This is a genomic window from Nocardia sp. NPDC041819, assembly GCF_055590505.1.
Genome location: NZ_JBVJAP010000010.1, coordinates 217915 through 233181, shown reverse-complemented (window position 1 = coordinate 233181; position 15267 = coordinate 217915). Strand labels below are relative to the sequence as shown.

At 70.9% G+C, this 15267-nt stretch carries 14 protein-coding genes; 3 read left to right on the top strand and 11 right to left on the bottom strand.

Going from position 1 to position 15267, the window contains the following annotated elements:
* Positions 1–139: 139 nt before the first annotated feature.
* From ACZ6DL_RS26355 to ACZ6DL_RS26305, 11 genes are all read right to left on the bottom strand, one after another.
* Entirely contained in the window at positions 140–1060 is a 921-nt protein-coding gene (locus tag ACZ6DL_RS26355) for a 3-methyladenine DNA glycosylase (RefSeq protein ID WP_466055027.1), read from the bottom strand.
* A gap of 37 nt (positions 1061–1097) precedes the next feature.
* Entirely contained in the window at positions 1098–2162 is a 1065-nt protein-coding gene (locus tag ACZ6DL_RS26350) for a hemolysin family protein (protein WP_466055025.1), read from the bottom strand.
* The gene (locus ACZ6DL_RS26345; protein WP_466055023.1) at positions 2155–3537 is read right to left on the bottom strand and encodes a hemolysin family protein; all 1383 of its coding nucleotides are present in this window, start codon (positions 3535–3537) and stop codon (positions 2155–2157) included. The genes ACZ6DL_RS26350 and ACZ6DL_RS26345 overlap by 8 nt, the downstream gene beginning before the upstream one ends.
* A gap of 244 nt (positions 3538–3781) precedes the next feature.
* A complete protein-coding gene (locus tag ACZ6DL_RS26340) occupies positions 3782–5218 on the bottom strand; it encodes a GuaB1 family IMP dehydrogenase-related protein (protein ID WP_466055021.1) in 1437 nt (478 codons plus the stop codon).
* 222 nt (positions 5219–5440) lie between these two features.
* The gene (locus ACZ6DL_RS26335; RefSeq protein ID WP_466055019.1) at positions 5441–6286 is read right to left on the bottom strand and encodes a DMT family transporter; all 846 of its coding nucleotides are present in this window, start codon (positions 6284–6286) and stop codon (positions 5441–5443) included.
* A 4-nt stretch (positions 6287–6290) separates the two neighbouring features.
* Complete coding sequence (locus ACZ6DL_RS26330; RefSeq protein ID WP_466055018.1) at positions 6291–7892, bottom strand: DEAD/DEAH box helicase; 1602 nt, start codon at positions 7890–7892, stop codon at positions 6291–6293.
* A gap of 179 nt (positions 7893–8071) precedes the next feature.
* Entirely contained in the window at positions 8072–9010 is a 939-nt protein-coding gene (locus ACZ6DL_RS26325) for a M56 family metallopeptidase (protein ID WP_466055017.1), read from the bottom strand.
* 43 nt (positions 9011–9053) lie between these two features.
* On the bottom strand, positions 9054–9452 hold the full coding sequence (locus ACZ6DL_RS26320) for a BlaI/MecI/CopY family transcriptional regulator (RefSeq protein WP_040866505.1): 399 nt from the start codon (positions 9450–9452) through the stop codon (positions 9054–9056).
* A gap of 71 nt (positions 9453–9523) precedes the next feature.
* Positions 9524–10423 carry an ABC transporter ATP-binding protein gene (locus tag ACZ6DL_RS26315; protein ID WP_466055016.1) on the bottom strand — a complete coding sequence of 300 codons (900 nt, stop codon included), beginning with the start codon at positions 10421–10423 and terminating at the stop codon, positions 9524–9526.
* Positions 10420–11511 carry a FecCD family ABC transporter permease gene (locus tag ACZ6DL_RS26310; RefSeq protein WP_466055014.1) on the bottom strand — a complete coding sequence of 364 codons (1092 nt, stop codon included), beginning with the start codon at positions 11509–11511 and terminating at the stop codon, positions 10420–10422. Before ACZ6DL_RS26310 ends, ACZ6DL_RS26315 begins: the two co-directional genes overlap by 4 nt.
* Positions 11508–12554: a FecCD family ABC transporter permease gene (locus ACZ6DL_RS26305; RefSeq protein WP_466055012.1), complete on the bottom strand. Its 1047-nt coding sequence runs from the start codon at positions 12552–12554 to the stop codon at positions 11508–11510. The genes ACZ6DL_RS26310 and ACZ6DL_RS26305 overlap by 4 nt, the downstream gene beginning before the upstream one ends.
* Before the next feature lie 131 nt (positions 12555–12685).
* On the opposite strand from ACZ6DL_RS26305, the gene ACZ6DL_RS26300 reads away from it, so the two are divergent.
* The 3 genes from ACZ6DL_RS26300 (at position 12686) to ACZ6DL_RS26290 (ending at position 15217) form a co-directional block, all read left to right on the top strand.
* Positions 12686–13393, top strand: coding sequence for a hypothetical protein (locus ACZ6DL_RS26300; RefSeq protein ID WP_466055011.1), 708 nt, complete (start codon positions 12686–12688; stop codon positions 13391–13393).
* A gap of 384 nt (positions 13394–13777) precedes the next feature.
* On the top strand, positions 13778–14584 hold the full coding sequence (locus ACZ6DL_RS26295; RefSeq protein WP_466055009.1) for a carbonic anhydrase: 807 nt from the start codon (positions 13778–13780) through the stop codon (positions 14582–14584).
* Between the two features lie 243 nt (positions 14585–14827).
* Complete coding sequence (locus ACZ6DL_RS26290) at positions 14828–15217, top strand: PaaI family thioesterase (RefSeq protein ID WP_466055125.1); 390 nt, start codon at positions 14828–14830, stop codon at positions 15215–15217.
* Positions 15218–15267: the final 50 nt, after the last annotated feature.

Genomic DNA, 15267 nt, shown 5'->3' with positions numbered 1-15267 from the left:
GTCGTCGAGTTTGGCTACCAGAGTGACTGGGACAGTCAGCACTGAACTGACTGAATGGTAGTAATCCGCGGTAACTTGCGCGGAGGGTTTCGTCGAATCCGCACGGATCCGGGAAGTTTTTCGTTGGGCTGCGGCGGCGTCAGCGTCGGTGGACCGATGCCGCGCACTCGTCCGGCGCCAGCAGTTCGTCGCAGACGCTCAGAAAAGTTCGGCGCAGTTCGGCGGCGCGTTCGGCCAACGCGGACTGGGCGCGGACGTACTCGGCTCGTCCGGCGGGCGTCTCGATGCGCACCGGGTCGTAGCCGAACTCGGACAGGTCGTAGGGGCTGGCGCGCATGTCGAGTTCGCGTGCTGCGCAAGCCGACTCGAAGCAATCCAGCAACAACTCCGAAGGGATCAGCGGGACCAGCTTGAAGCCCCACTTGTACAAGTCCATGTTCGCGTGCAGACAGCCCGGCTGTTCGCGGTGGATCTGGTCGTCGCGGGTGAGCGGCTCGGCATTGCGGCCGACGGCGTCCGGGGTGAAGAAGCGGTAGGCGTCGAAATGCGTGCACCGCAGCGACATCGAGTCGACCACCGCGTCGGTGCCCGCGCGCCCGAGCCGCAGCGGCACCTTCTGGTGGCGGATATCGTCGGTCCGATACACCATCGCCCATTCGTGCAGGCCGAAACAGGACAGCTGGGCGGGGCGGGACGCGGTGGCGCGCAGCAGTCTCGCGACGAACGCGACGGTGTCCCTGCGTTTGACCAGGTAGGCGGGATCGGCCGTGTAGACGCTCCGCACGGCGGGATCCCCGGTAGTCGAGTCGGTCGCTTCGTCGGCACGGTGATACCCACGGGCGCCGTCGTACTCGGCGGCATCCGCCAGGCCGATGCCGTATCCCGGATGCCAGCGCCGTAATTGGGCGGGTTTGTGTCCGTAGTAGGTGAACAAGAAGTCGATCACCGGGTGCGCGGACCCTTGTGCCCGCCGCTCGAGATAGGGCCCGACCAGATCGTCCAGCCGGGCCCGGTACGCGGCGGCGGACGCCCGCCACCGCGCACCGGACAACACCCGCATGATCACCGCACCTCGCGCGCGCCGGTGATGACGATCGTCATTCGCCCACCCGGTGCGTGCCGTCTCGGACCGTGCCGACGAACTCCTCGACCAAGTCCTCCAGGGCGACGATCCCGGTGGTGTTGCCACGCTCGTCGACCACGCGGCCGAGATGGCTGTTGGTGCGGCGCAGCCGGGCGAGCGCCTCGTAGAGCGTGGTCTTCATCCCGACCGTCGGCAGCGGGCGGATGTCGGTGCGCGGAATCGGCGTCCCCGGACCGGCGCTTTCATCGGCGACCTTGTCCAGCACATCCTTGACATGCAGGTACCCGACCAATGAGCCGTCGTTCGCCCGCACCGGGAAGCGGGAGAAGCCGGTCTCGGCGACGGCGGATTCGATGTCCCCGAGCGTGGTCCCGTTGCCGCGCAGTGGGATCGATCGGGTCGCGTCCCGCGGCACCATCACGTCGGCGACCACGCGGTCGCTGGTGCCGAGGGCCTGGGTGAGACGGCGGTGCTCTTCCTCGTCGAGCAGCCCCTCGGAGCGGGACTCACCGATCATCTCGGCCAGTTCGACCGTCGAGACGGTGGCCTCGAGCTCGTCCTTCGGCTCGATCCGCAGCAGGCGCAGCGACAGATTGGCGGCCAGGTTGTACAGCGCGATGAGCGGGCGGGCCAGCCGCAGCCACATCAGGTGCAGCGGCACCAGCAACAGCGCGCTGCGTTCCGGTCCGGCCAGCGCGATGTTCTTCGGGATCATCTCGCCGAACAGGATGTGCAGGATGACCACGATGGTCAGCGCGAGGGCGAACGCCACCGGGTGCAGCAGCTGTTCGGGCAGGCCGAGCAGCTCGAACGGGCCTTCCAGCAGGTGGGCGACAGCGGGCTCGCCGACGCGGCCGAGCAGGATCGAGCAGATGGTGATGCCCAGCTGCGCGGCCGCGAGCATCATCGAGAGGTTCTCGCCCGCCCGGATGACGGTGTTCGCGTTGCGTTTGCCCTGCGCGGCGAGCGCTTCCAATCGGTCGCGACGGGCGGAGATGAGCGCGAACTCGGCAGCGACGAAGAAGGCGTTGCCGCCCAGCAGCACCACGGTGAGCAGGACGCCGAGCAGGTCACCCATGGCTGTGCTCCTTGGTCGCGAGGGCGTCGGCGTCGACCGGGATCAGCCGAACCCGGTCGATGCGCCGTCCGTCCATGCGCTCCACCCGCGCGATCCAGCCGCCCGCGTCGGGGCCCTCGGCCGTCGTCCACTGCTGCGAGCGAGGATTCGGCAACACGACCTCGTCGCCCGTCACCGGGATGCGGCCGAGCCTGGTCAGCACGAGGCCGCCCAGCGTCTCGTACTCACCCTCGGGGGCGTCGTAGCCGGTGGCCCGGGAGACCTCGTCGATGCGCAGCAGGCCCGAGCAGTCCCAGCCGTCGGAGACGCGACGCACGTCGCGCTCCTCCTCGTCGTGCTCGTCGCGGACATCACCGAGGATCTCCTCGATGATGTCCTCCATGGTGACCATGCCGGCGGTGCCGCCGTACTCGTCCACGACGAGGGCGACCTGCATACCGTCGGCGCGGACGCGTTCGAGCACCTCGTCGCCGTCCAAGCTGGCCGGCACGATCGGGACCGGCTGGGCGAGCCGGTACAGGGGGATCGTCCTGCGCGCGTGCACCGGACGGGTGAAGGCCTGCTTGACGTGCACGAAGCCGAGGGTGTTGTCGAGGTCGCCGTCGATCACCGGAAAGCGCGAGTAGCCGGTGCGGCCCGCCGCGTCGATCAAGTCGGCGATGGTGTCGTCCTTGTCCAATGCTTCGATCTTCACCCGCGGGGTCATCAGTTCCTCGGCGCTGCGCTCGCCGAACTGCAGGGAACGGTCCATCACCTGGGCGGTGGGCTGGTCGAGCGCGCCGCGCAGGGCGGAGGTGCGCACCAGGGAGCCGAGTTCCTGCGGCGAGCGGGCCGAGCGCAACTCCTCGGCGGGTTCGACGCCGAGCCTGCGGACGACCCAGTTGGCGGTGCCGTTGAGGAAATGGATCATCCACTTGAACACCACCGAGAAGGCGATCATCGGTCCGGCCGTGACGCGGGCGGTGCCCAGTGACTTGGCGATGGCGATGTTCTTGGGCACCAGCTCGCCGTAGATCATCGACAGCGAGGTGGCCAGGATCAGCGCCAGCGTCAGGGCGATACCGCTCGCGGCGGCTTCGCTCAGCCCGGCGGCGGTGAACAGCGGATTCAGCAGCCTGGCCAGCACCGGCTCGGCGATGTACCCGGTGATCAGCGTGGTGATGGTGATACCGAGCTGGGCGCCCGACAGCTGGAACGACAGGGTGCGATGTGCCTTGCGGACCATGCGGGCGCGGACGTCGCCGGTGCGGGCGTGCGCCTCGACGGTGCTGCGCTCGAGCGCGGTGAGAGAGAATTCCGCGGCGACGAACAGGGCCGTGCCCGCGGTGAGTGCGATGAACCCGATCAGGCTGAGCGCGGTGAGCGCGATGGACATCGTCAACACCACCTGCACGGTGCTGCGAGACGGCCTGGGCGGAATGGGACTACTGCGGGGAGGAGGACGCCGGGTCGGTCACCCGGCTCGGTAGAGGAGCCCTCCTGTGCGGCGCCCTCGGACGCGGGTGACAACTGGATCCTTTCGCGAATGTGTCGTGGTGCCGGTGTCCGGCAACCACCATGCTACCGGCCCACGCCCGAAGCGGCGTGGGCCGGTGCCGGTGCGATGCGCGTGTCGGCGCTCACCAACCGCCGGGCAGTGGGCGGCCTTCGGCGAACCCGGCGGCGGACTGCACGCCGAGTACGGCCTTCTCGTGGAATTCGGTGAGCGTTCGCGCGCCCGCGTAGGTGCAAGCGCTGCGCACGCCCGAGCAGATGTGATCGAGGAGGTCCTCGACGCCGGGGCGCTCGGGGTCCAGCCGCATCCGGGAACTGGAGATGCCTTCTTCGAACAGCGCCTTACGCGCCCGGTCGAATTCGCTGTCGGAGGCGGTGCGGGCGGCGACGGCCCGCTTGGAGGCCATGCCGAAGCTCTCCTTGTACGCGTTGCCGTCGCGATCGACGCGCAGGTCACCGGGCGATTCGTAGGTGCCTGCGAACCAGGAGCCGATCATCACGTTGGACGCCCCAGCGGCCAGCGCGAGCGCCACGTCACGAGGATGGCGCACGCCGCCGTCGGCCCAGACGTGCACGCCGAGTTCCCGGGCGGCGGTGGAGCATTCGGCCACCGCGGAGAACTGCGGGCGGCCGACGCCGGTCATCATCCGGGTGGTGCACATGGCGCCGGGCCCGACACCGACCTTGACGATGTCCGCGCCCGCCTCCGCGAGATCCCGAGTGCCCTCGGCGGAGACGACGTTGCCCGCCGCCAGCGGGACGCCGAGCCCGAGATCGCGCACGGCGGAGAGCGTTTCGAGCATCTTGGCCTGGTGGCCGTGGGCGGTGTCGATGACGAGCAGGTCGGCGCCGGAATCCACGAGGGACTTGGCCTTCGCGGCCACATCGCCGTTGATGCCTACCGCGGCCGCGACGCGCAGCCTGCCCGCGGCGTCGACGGCGGGCTGGTAGATGCCCGCGCGCAGGGCGCCGGTGCGGGTCAGCACCCCGGCCAGGGTGCCGTCCTCGGCGGTGAGCACGGCGAAATCGGCGTGCTCGGCGTGCAGCAGGTCGAACAGGTCACGGGGGGTGGTGCTCGCGGGGGCCCGCACGAAATCGGTGACCGCGACCTCACGGAGCCGGGCGAAACGGTCGACGTCGGCGCAGGCGGCCTCGGTCACCACGCCGACCGGCCGTCCGCCGTCGACCACCACGACCGCGCCGTGCGCACGCTTGTGCATCAGGGCGACCGCCTCGGAGACCGAGCGGTCGGGGCCGAGGGTGACGGGGGTGTCGGCGGTGAGCGAGCGGCTCTTGACGAACGCGATGGTGTCGGCGGCCGCGGTGATCGGCAGGTCCTGCGGAAGCACGACGATACCGCCGCGCCGGGCCACCGTCTCGGCCATTCTGCGCCCGGCGACCGCGGTCATGTTGGCCACGACGATGGGGATGGTGGTGCCCGACCCGTCGGACGTCGAGAGATCGACATCGAAGCGCGACGCGACGTCCGTCCGGTTCGGGACGAGGAAGATGTCGTCGTAGGTCAGGTCGTACGGCGGCTGATGACCGGGGAGAAAGCGCACTCGACCGATGATATCCGGGCGTCGGCCGGTGCGTGCCGTTCTGCCGGACTGCCCGGCTACCGGCAGCGCGGACATCGGCAGGCCGCGCGTCCGGCTCGCGGACCGACTCGCCTGGGTCTGTCGCCCGCCGCGCCGAGATCCGCGCCTCGCGGCATGCGCCGACGGCCCGGCCTGGTCGGGGCGCGGCGTCGATCCGCGTGGTCCGCGCCTTCGCGCGTGGGTTCAGGCGGTGGCTTGGGAGCGGGAGAGCGCGATCGTCGCGGCGATCATGACGAGCACCGCACCTGTGGTGACGACGAGTCCGACGGTGTTCGTCCGCAGCCGCTCGTCCAGCACGGCGATGCCGATGAACGCGGCGGCGAGTGGCTCGACGACCGTGACGGCGGGCAGCGACGCGGCCAGCGGTCCGGCTTGGAACGCGCGCTGCTGCAGGTAGACGCCGGTGATGCCGGCCCCGATCAGCACCCAGGTCTGCCAGCCGCCCAGTACGCTTCCGAGGCCGTGTTCGAACAGGCCGGTGACGTACTCGGTGAGCGCGGCGGCCAGCCCGAAGAGCGCGCCGCTCGCGGCGCCGATCAGCAGCGCGCGCCACGCCGGGTCGGGGGCGGCGATCCCACCGGCGGTCGCGGCGGCGATCAAGCCGACCAGCAGGCCCAACGGCACAAGCCACTCGTGCAGCGGCGCGTCGGTGTTGCCTTCGGAGGGATCGCCGACGAGCAGGAAACAGGCCAGCGCGGCGGTGAGCGCGAGGGCGGTGGCCCAGGTACGAGGCGCCACGCGGCGATGATTGAGCCGGGCGGACAGCGGCAACGCGAACACCAGCATGCTCACCAGGATCGGCTGCACCAGCAGGACCGCGCCGAGGGCGAGCGCGGCGACCTGCATGGCGTATCCGCCCGCGTCGCCGACGACGCCGCCCCACCAGCGGGGGCTCCGCAGCAGCGAGCGGATCAGTGCATCGCTCTCCGGTACCGCGGCCGCCGCGCTCTGCTGCGCGACCGCGGCGACCGCGAACAACAGAGCGGCGAGCAGTGCGAAGAGGACGGCGGCTGCCGGATGCGTCGACACCGTACTAGTTTGCTGTGCGATTGCTTCGTGATGGGGACTGCTGCGTACGCACGGCGCGTCGCCGGGTCCGGCCCGGCGTGTCGCCAGCCGTGGAAGCTGCGGCGCGGCCGGGGTACCCGCCGGTCGTGCCCGATTTGCGAACCGGCGCACCCGTAGCCGAACCCGCGCCGCGTCCGGCAGGGTTGCTCGCGGCGACTTTCCCGTTGCCTCGGTGGCGCGTGGGCGCGGTGACCGCTTCGCCGCCACGCCCCGTCCCGGCGGCCGACCGGCTCCCGGATTGCTTCGCCGAACCCGCGCCACGGCCACCGGCCGCCGTCTGCTCACCGCGCCTGCCCGGCTTGCGCCGAGCGGGTTTCGCGGAGGCCGCGGCGGGGGCGGCCACGGGCGCGGCCGCCGCCGCGATCGGAATACCGGATGGCCTGCGGGCGCCGGTGATCTCGATCAGCGTGCGGTCGCCGGGCCGGACCGCGACCCCGTCGACCTCGACGCCCGCCTTGCGGGCCATTGTCTCGACGTCGCGGCGTTCTTCGTCCATCACCAGCGTGACGACCACCCCGTCCTCGCCCGCGCGGGCGGTGCGCCCGGCCCGGTGCAGGTAGGCCTTCGGCTCCGGCGGCGGATCGACGTGCACGACGAGGGAGATCCCGTCGACGTGGATCCCGCGCGCCGCGACGTCGGTGGTGACCAGTACCGGCACCGAACCGTCGGCGAACGCGGCGAGGGTGCGGGTGCGGTTGTTCTGCGCCTTGCCGCCGTGCAGCACGCCCGCCGGGATGCCCGCGCCGCGCAGCTGCTTGGCGAGCCGGTCGGCGCCGTGCTTGGTGCGGACGAACATGATGGTCAGCCCGTCGCGGGCGGCGATCTCGGTGGCGACCGTCCGTTTGGCCACTTTGTCACCGACGTACAGCAGATGGTGCGACATCGTGCTGACCGCCGCCGACGGCGGCGCGGTGGAGTGCGTGACGGGGGCGCGCAGGTAGCGCTTGACCAGTTTGTCCACCTCTCCGTCCAGCGTGGCGGAGAACAGCAGGCGCTGGCCGTCGCGCGGCGTGCGGTCGAGCAGCTTGGTCACCTGCGGCAGGAAGCCCATGTCGGCCATGTGGTCGGCCTCGTCCAGGGCGGTGATCAGCACCTCGGACAGGTCGGCGGACCCTTGCGCGATGAGGTCGGCGAGTCGCCCAGGCGTGGCGATGAGCAGATCGACGCCGCGGGCGAGCCGGTCGGCTTGACGCTTGATCGGGGCGCCGCCGACCACCGAGGCCACCCGCAGGCCGAGCGCGAGCGCCGGTTCGTCGAGCGCTCGCTCGATCTGCGCGGCCAGTTCGCGGGTGGGCACCAGCACGAGTCCGCGTGGGCGGCCGGGCTTGGCCGAAGCGCCCATCAAGCGGGCGAGCATCGGGAGGCCGAAGGCCAAGGTCTTTCCGGAACCGGTCGGCCCGCGGCCCAGTACGTCCTTGCCTGCCAGGACGTCCGGCGCCGTGGCGGCCTGGATCGGGAACGGCGTCTCGATGCCGTCGCGTCGCAGTGCCTGTATGAGCACGGCGGGCAGGCCCAGTTCCGCGAAGGTCGCGGTGGGCGCCGCGGCGACGGTGGTCGAGGAGGTCACGAGGTGGATGTGCCTTTCGTCGCACGGCGCGTTCCAGCGGAACACGCTGTTCGGTGGGGTGAAGAGCGGTGCACGATGCGGTTCACCGCGCTGGGCGCGGGCTATGACGCGCGCCGGGTGGAGCGAGAGGGTGCGGCCGACCGGAGGCGGGCCGAGTCTCCAGGATACGTGCCGGGGAGTCAGCCGTGGAACAGGCGGCTCAGTTCCACGAGCCAGGGTACGGCCACGGCCTGGGTCGGCACCACCAGGATTGCGGCCGAGCCGAGGTAGGCGGCCGTGGCGATGCGGATGTCACCGATCCGCTCGCTGAGTCGCTGGATGCGGATGAGCGTGGTTGGGCCGCCTGCGGCGAGCGCGCCTTGCGGCGCGGTGGATTTCGCGCACGCGACGAGGGCGCGGGCCAGCGGCTTCGGGCCGGTGACCTTGACCGCCGAGTCGTCGGCGAGCAGTTCGATGAGCAGTTTGACCGAGCCGAGCGCGGCCTTGCTGCGCACCACTCTCGGGAATGCCTCGTGCACCGCCGTGAACGCCTCCAGCACGAGATCGTGCCTGGCCCGCAGGTGCGAGCGTTCGTGGCTGACGATGGCGGTGACCTCGGCGTCGGCGAGATTGGTCAGGGTGCCCTCGCTGAGCACGACGCGCTGGCGCAGACCGGGCAGGCAGTAGGCGATGGGCTCGGTCGCGGCCAGCACCCGGATGTCGGCCGCGCGCCGGTGCGGACCACTCTGGTCCAGCAGATCCACGAGCATGCGGTGGCGCGCCCGCCGCCTGCGGGTGTGCACGCCGACCCGGATGACCGCGTAGATCAGCCGGGCGCCGACCAGCAGGGTGAGCGCGAAGACGAACACGTAGGCCAGCCACAGCGGCAGGCCGAGCGCGTCGATCTCCCGGGTCGGCGCGGTGGTCGGGCGGCCGTCGGGGCCGGGCACGAGCAGCTCGGCGGCGATGGCCAGGCCGGAACCGAAGGCGCTGAGCACGGCGGCGAGCGCGATGGCCTGCCAGAGCACCAGCGCGGCGCGGGGCGTCCGGTATGTCCAGGTCGCCCGGCTGAGCAAGGCCGGGGCGGGCCCCGCGAGAAGCAATGCGAGTCCGGCGAAGACCGGCGCGGTTGCGTTCATCGACTCAGCTCACTGCGTTGTGGGGCCAGGGCGCCCGAGGAGTCTACTGCGGCGGCGGCGCCGAGTCCTCGTCCTCGGTAGCTTCGAGCTTAGCGAGTGCTTCGCGCAAGGCGGCAGCCTCGTCCTTGCCGACCTGCTCCACGAAGTGCACCAGCGCGGCCGCGCGGCTGCCCGCCGCGTCGGCCTGCTGTAGGGCGTCGACCATCAGACTGGCCACGAGTTCGTCCCGGGTGTGCACGGGCGCGTACCGGTGCGCGCGGTCGTCGCGCCGCTGCACCACGAGGTTCTTCTTCGCGAGGCGTTGCAGCACGGTCATCACCGTGGTGTACGCGAGCTCACGGCGTGCGGCGAGCGCCTCGTGCACCTGCCGGACCGTTTGTGGTTCGTCGGCCGACCACAACTGGTCCATGACCGCTTTCTCGAGTTCACCAAGACCTGCCATTCCACAATTTTAGGTACTCAACGACGCCGATGCGTACTACAGGGTGTCGTAACCATGAAATAGCTGGTGTGTCATTTCTCATACGGCGCCGATTCGGCCCCCGTGTCGGCGGGTCCGCCGACCTTTCCGCGCACATGCCGCGCCCCGATCGGCACGATCATCGGGCGGCCCGATACCGGGTCCTCCAGCACCATCGCATCCAGATCGAACACCGCGCGCAGCAGCTCGACCGATATCACCTCGCCCGGTGCGCCCGCGGCGACGACGCGCCCGTCGCGCATGACGACCAACTGGTCGCTGTAGCGGATCGCGAGATTGAGATCGTGCAACACCATGACGACGGTGCGCCCGAGATCGGCGTGCAACCGGTCCACCAGGTCGAGCACCTCGATGGAGTGCGCCAGATCCAGATACGTGGTCGGCTCGTCGAGCAGCAGGATGTCGGTGCCCTGGGCCAGCGCCATCGAGATCCAGGCGCGCTGGCGTTGCCCGCCGGACAACTCGTCGAGCGCGCGTTCGGCGAGGTCGGCGATCCCGGTTTGTTCCAGCGCGGTCGTCACCTCGGTTTCGTCCGTCCCCGACCATTGCCGGAACCAGGACTGGTGCGGGTGGCGTCCACGGGCGACCAGATCGGCGACGGTGAGTCCTTCCGGCGCGACCGGCGACTGCGGAAGCATGCCGACGACGCGAGCCACGTCCTTGGTCTTCATCGTCGAAATGGCCTTGCCGTCCAAGACGACTCGGCCTTCTCGGGGGCGCAGCAGACGGCCCAGCGAACGCAGCAGGGTGGACTTTCCGCAACCGTTGGGTCCGATGACGGTCGTGACCACGCCGGGGGTGATGGTCAGGCTCAGCCCGTCGACGATCACCCGCTCGCCGTACCCGAGAGTGACCCGCTCGGCGCCGAGCCGGTGCCCCGGAGCGCTCGCCCGCCCCGTGGCGTCGGGGGTGGTGATGTCCGCGATCGTCATGACAGCGTCGCCTTCCGGTTCATACGCACGAGCAGGTACAGCAGGAACGGTCCGCCGAAGGCCGCGGTCACGACGCCGACGGGCAGTTCGACCGGAAACAGCGTGCGCGCGGCGGCATCCGCGCTGACCACCAGGATGGCGCCGACGACGGCGGAGCCGACGAGCGGCTCGCCCGGGGTGCGCAGCAGGCGTCGTGCGATCTGCGGCGCGGCGAGGGCGACGAAGCCGACCGGCCCGACGGCGGCGGTCGCCACCGAGGCGGCCACCACCGCAGCCCCGATCAGGATGGCCTGCTGGGTCTGGATGCGCACTCCCAGTGCACGTGTGGTGTCGGAGCCGAGGCGCAACGCGGCGAGGGTGCGGGCGGAGGCGAGTGCGACGGTGGCGGTGACGCCCGCGGCGATCGCGGCGGGCGCCAGGTGCGCGGAGTCGGCCGCGTTGAGCGATCCGTTCAGCCACAGCTGCGCGCGCTGGGCGTCCCCCAGGCTGGCGCGGGTGAGCAGCCAGCTGATCCCCGCCGTCAGCAGGGCGTTCATCCCGATGCCGATCAGCACCAGCCGCAGCCCGGTGGCGCCGTACCCCCCGGTGGCGGTGCGGCCCCAGGCGAGCAGGTAGATGGCGACGGCGGTGAGCAGACCGCCCGCCAGCGCGGCCAGCGGCGCACCGACCGAAGCGGCCAGTCCTGTGCTCGCGCCGCCCGTGCCGACCAGCACGGCGACAGCGCCCAGGCTCGCGCCCGAGGTGATGCCGAGCATGTCCGGCGCGGCCAGCGGATTGTGCAGGACCGACTGGGTGATCGCGCCCGCCAGCCCGAGCGCGAGGCCGACCACGAGCGCGGTGAGCGCGCGCGGCAGCCGCGATTCGAGCACGATGAACCGCTGTGCCCTGGTGCCGCCGCCGGTGAGCACGTCCAGCACGCGCCCGAGCGGCAGATGGGATTCGCCCACCGCGATATCCAGGCAGAAGAGTCCGAGCGCCAGCGCGATCAGGACCGCGACGATCAGCACCATCCGCGGCCGCAGCACCGCCGACACCGGGCCGACGCGCAGTGCGGGACGCGCGCTCGTGGTTCGCGGCGAGATCGTCACGGGTTCACCAGCTTTCGCCGGCGCACGAACGCGAGGAAGAAAGGCACGCCGACCACGGCCAGCATCACCCCGACCTCCAGCTCGCCCGGCCGGGCCACCAGACGGCCCGCCACGTCGGCGCTCAGCAGCAGCAACGCGCCGAACAGCCCGGAATAGGGGATCAGCCAGCGATTGTCCGGCCCGGTGACCGCGCGTGCCAGGTGCGGGACGACCAGGCCGAGGAAGGCGATCGGACCGACCGCCGCCGTCGCCGCGCCTGTCAGCAGTACGACCGACGCGAGCCCGAGCGCACGGCTGCGGCCGACATGCACGCCGAGTCCGCGCGCGACGTCGTCGCCCAGGCCCAGGACGTTCAGTCCCGGCGCTGCCAGCACCGCCAGCAGCATGCCCGCCGCCACGAACGGCAGCACCTGCCAGAACACCGTGGCGTCGCGGCCCGCGACCGTGCCGATCACCCAGAACCGGTAGGTGTCCAGCGCGGAGGCGTCGAACAGCACGACGGCGTTCGTCATCGCCTGCAGGAACGCGGTGACCGCGGCGCCGCCGAGCACCAGGCTCAGGGGGCTCGCCTTGCCGCCGCCCACCGACGAGGTCGCGAACACCACCACGCCGGCGATCAGCGCTCCGGCGAAGGCGAACCAGATGTATTGCTCCGGTGCGCTGAAGGCGAACAGATACGTGCTCAGCGCGGCGAGAAACGCCGCGCCCGCGTTGAGTCCGAGCAATCCGGCGTCGGCGAGCGGATTGCGGGTGTAGCCCTGGATGAGCGCGCCCGCGATACCCAGGGCCGACCCACAGACCAGCGCCAGCGCGGTGCGGGGCAGGCGCAGGCCGCGCACGATCTGCTCCTCGGTGGAACCGGCCGCGCAGGCGAAGGGCCCGCCGGGACAGGTGAGTGCGTGGTGCACGGCGTCGTACACGGTCCCCGGCGCGAGCGAGCGGGCGCCGACCGCGACGCCGGCGAGCACGGCGAGCAGGAGCAGAACGGTCGAGACGAGAAGTCCGGAAAGACGTCGCCGCCTCACGGTGGCAAGGGAGGTCACGGCGACGAGCTGCTCCTGAAATCAGCGATACGGTTGCTAGGTCTGGTAAGCCTAACCTATCTTTCGCTACAGACGGGCATGGCCGAGTGTCCGCCGCGCCGCGCGACGGAGCCGATCCCCGAGGAGGTTCGATGACCGAGCTCATCACCACGCCACATCGCTCGACGACGGCGTTCGGACGCGCCGGTGCCCGGCTTCGCGCGCTGCAACCGGAGCATCCGCGGGTCTATGCCGTGGCCGCGATCGCGGAGCAAGGGAAACGGCGCTGGTGGCAGCTGGCGGACGGCGTGCGCGAAGGACGTGTCGAACTCATGTACCGGCGGCACGCGGCGGAGATGATCAGCGCCGACATCGCGGCGGAAGTGGTGGCCACGGCCCTGATCCACGCGATCGCCGGCCGAGTGGTCGCGCTGCTCGTCGCGGAGGGGCGCGCGTGGGATCCGGGGCTGGAGAACCTCTGGATCCATACCGACAACGATGGCGGAATCGACTGGGCGGGCTTGTCGGACACCACTATTCGCGTGATCGACGGTGACCCCCTTGCGGGCGGCCCCGGTGTGGTCACGCTGCCGTGCGCGGAAGCGATGTACGTCTGGCTCGCGCATCGCTGCGCGTCCGCGCTGACCGTCGTCCAGCAGAGCATGACCCGCTGCTCCGGTTTGAGTGCCCGGCGGTTCTGGTCTCTCGTCGGTGAATCGGTAGCGGGCGCTTCGACTTACGTCCCCGATCTCGCGCGGACCGATTCCGTCACCGGCGCCCGGCGGGGGCAGGGACTGCTGGCGGCGATGGCCGAGCGCGGGCTCCCCGTGCGGCGGACCGGGCCTTGCTTAGTTAGGTAAGCCTGACCTATACTCGAACGCGGCGTACGGATCGCGTGAGAGTCCCGAGGGCTGCGGTGACCCCCGATCCCTTGCCGCGGCGGGCTCCACCTCCTGTGGGGCCCGCCGCTCTGTCTCCCTGTGAACTACGTCGCCCGCTCTGGCGTGCCGCCCCGTCCCGGATCTAGTCTGACGCCGACACGAACGTAGAACCCGCTGCACAGCAAGGGTATTCGTCGTCCGGTCGTCCTCGGTGGGCCACCGGCGCGCCGTGGATTCGCCCCGGTGCTGTGTCGCGATCATCGGTGCGCAGCGTCGCGCGCCGGCTCCGAGCCGTCGATGATGCCCGCTTGCCCTCTCGCCGGGTTCACGGTGGCTCTCCGGAAGTTCGAGGGGTTGTCAGCTTTGCCCACCAACACACCGTCCCGTCCCATCGCAGCGGTGCTGGCCGCCGTCGCGGTACTCGTGATCCCCGCCTGCGGCTCCGGCGAGCAGCAGCTGTCGAGCGAATCCTCCCCGCACGCCGCGCCGCACTGGGATTACGACGCGGAGGGCCCCGACCACTGGGCCGACCTGGACCGGGACTTCGTCACCTGCAAGAGCGGCCATCAGCAGTCACCCGTCGACCTGCCCGGTCACGCCCGGCTCGAGCCGCATGAGCACACCACCGTCGACTACCACTCGGCACCCACGGTGACGCTGCGCAACACCGGGCACACCGTGCAGGCGAATCTCCCCGCGGGCAACGGAAATCGCATCGTGGTCGACGGCGTGCCGTTCGAGCTCGCCCAATTCCATTTCCACCTGCCGAGCGAGCACACCGTGGACGGCGTGGGCACCGCGATGGAAGCGCACTTCGTGCACAAGAGCGCGGCGGGCGAGGTGGCCGTGCTCGGTGTGCTGCTGCAAGCGGCGCCGGGACCGTCGGCCTTCGCGCCGATCCTCTCGGTCGCGCCGCGGGCGGTGGACGCCGAGACCGTCGTCGTGGGCCCGATCGACCTGCGCTCCATGCTGCCTGCCGCCACCGACCAATACCGCTATCAGGGTTCGCTCACCACGCCGCCGTGCAGCGAGGGCGTCCCGTGGACGGTGCTCGGCAGTCCGGTCACGGTGACCCCGGACGACATCGACCGGTACCGGACGCTGTTCGCGCACAGCAACCGGCCGATCCAGCCGCTGAATGGCCGGACGGTGACGCTGGCGGGCGGGTGAGGCCGAGAATCCGGCGTGAGCCTGTCGTGGCTTCGGCCGTGACTCAGTTGCCCGTCGCGCTTCCGTTCGGCCGGAACGAGAACGACTGCCCGTACGGGTTGGCTTGATGACCAAGTCCCGGCGGTCACACCGGCAGGCGGGTGAGGCCGCGACGGCGGGGAGCGGACGCTGTGCGACAGTGAATGCATGACACAGCAGGAGACCCAGCAGGTCGGCTCGCTGGCGGATGTGACGCCCGAGCAGATGAACGCCTACAGCGAAGGCACCTTCGCCGACCTGATCGGCCTGCGCTACACCGAGATGAGCCCCGACCGCGTGCGCGGCGAGTGGGTCGTCAAGCCGCATCTCTACCAGCCCGCGGGCATTCAGAACGGCGGCGTGTACTGCACCGTCATCGAGACGCTCGCCAGCATCGCGGGCGGCGTCTGGTTCGGCGAGCAGGGCACGGTGGTCGGCGTGAACAACAACACCGATTTCCTGCGCGCGGTGCGTGAGGGCACGCTGTTCGGCGAGGCGACGCCGTTGCATCGCGGCAGGCTGCAGCAGCTGTGGCAGGTCGTCATCACCGATGAGCAGGGGCGCACGGTGGCCCGCGGCCAGGTGCGATTGCAGAATCTGCCGCACCGTTCCTGAGCGCTCCTCCGGCGTGGGCGGAACGGGCGTGCCAGAATGTCCGTCACCCG

Coding starts and splice junctions, on each gene's coding strand:
- ACZ6DL_RS26355 (WP_466055027.1), bottom strand. CDS start 1,060: ATGCGGGTGTTGTCCGGTGCGCGGTGGCGGGCGTCCGCCGCCGCGTAC.
- ACZ6DL_RS26320 (WP_040866505.1), bottom strand. CDS start 9,452: ATGGCAGGTCTTGGTGAACTCGAGAAAGCGGTCATGGACCAGTTGTGG.
- ACZ6DL_RS26290 (WP_466055125.1), top strand. CDS start 14,828: ATGAACGCCTACAGCGAAGGCACCTTCGCCGACCTGATCGGCCTGCGC.
- ACZ6DL_RS26350 (WP_466055025.1), bottom strand. CDS start 2,162: ATGGGTGACCTGCTCGGCGTCCTGCTCACCGTGGTGCTGCTGGGCGGC.
- ACZ6DL_RS26315 (WP_466055016.1), bottom strand. CDS start 10,423: ATGACGATCGCGGACATCACCACCCCCGACGCCACGGGGCGGGCGAGC.
- ACZ6DL_RS26300 (WP_466055011.1), top strand. CDS start 12,686: ATGACCGAGCTCATCACCACGCCACATCGCTCGACGACGGCGTTCGGA.
- ACZ6DL_RS26325 (WP_466055017.1), bottom strand. CDS start 9,010: ATGAACGCAACCGCGCCGGTCTTCGCCGGACTCGCATTGCTTCTCGCG.
- ACZ6DL_RS26345 (WP_466055023.1), bottom strand. CDS start 3,537: ATGTCCATCGCGCTCACCGCGCTCAGCCTGATCGGGTTCATCGCACTC.